Here is a 314-nt window from a genome sequence, read left to right as displayed (position 1 = left end):
ACCACGGTCAGGGCGTCAAGGTCGAGGTCGGCGAGAAGCAGGTCGCCGCGGACGTCGTGATCGTCGCGGAGTACCCGGTGTCGCTGCAGCAGGTCGCTGACGGTGTCCGTTCGTCGGTCGCCCGTGCGCTGGAGCAGATCGTGGGCATGGAGGTCGCCGAGGTGAACGTGACCGTCCAGGACGTCTTCATCCCGGGTGATGACGACGACAACGACGACAAGAAGGAGTCCCGCGTTGAGTAACACACTCGTCGGCGCGCTGATCGGCGCCATCCTCGCCGTCGTGGCACTGCAGTTCGGGTTCTGGGGCTTCGT

At 65.6% G+C, this 314-nt stretch carries 1 protein-coding gene; it reads left to right on the top strand.

What is annotated here, in order from left to right; all coding sequences use genetic code 11:
- The coding region (locus tag M3677_RS17835) for an Asp23/Gls24 family envelope stress response protein (RefSeq protein WP_251161251.1) at nt 1–242 on the top strand (242 nt) is incomplete at its 5' end.
- Nucleotides 243–314: the final 72 nt, after the last annotated feature.

It is taken from the genome of Curtobacterium sp. P97, assembly GCF_023712445.1.
Taxonomy (GTDB): domain Bacteria; phylum Actinomycetota; class Actinomycetes; order Actinomycetales; family Microbacteriaceae; genus Curtobacterium.
Note: the sequence above shows the minus strand (reverse complement) of the source record. Positions and strands in the feature narration are given on the sequence as shown.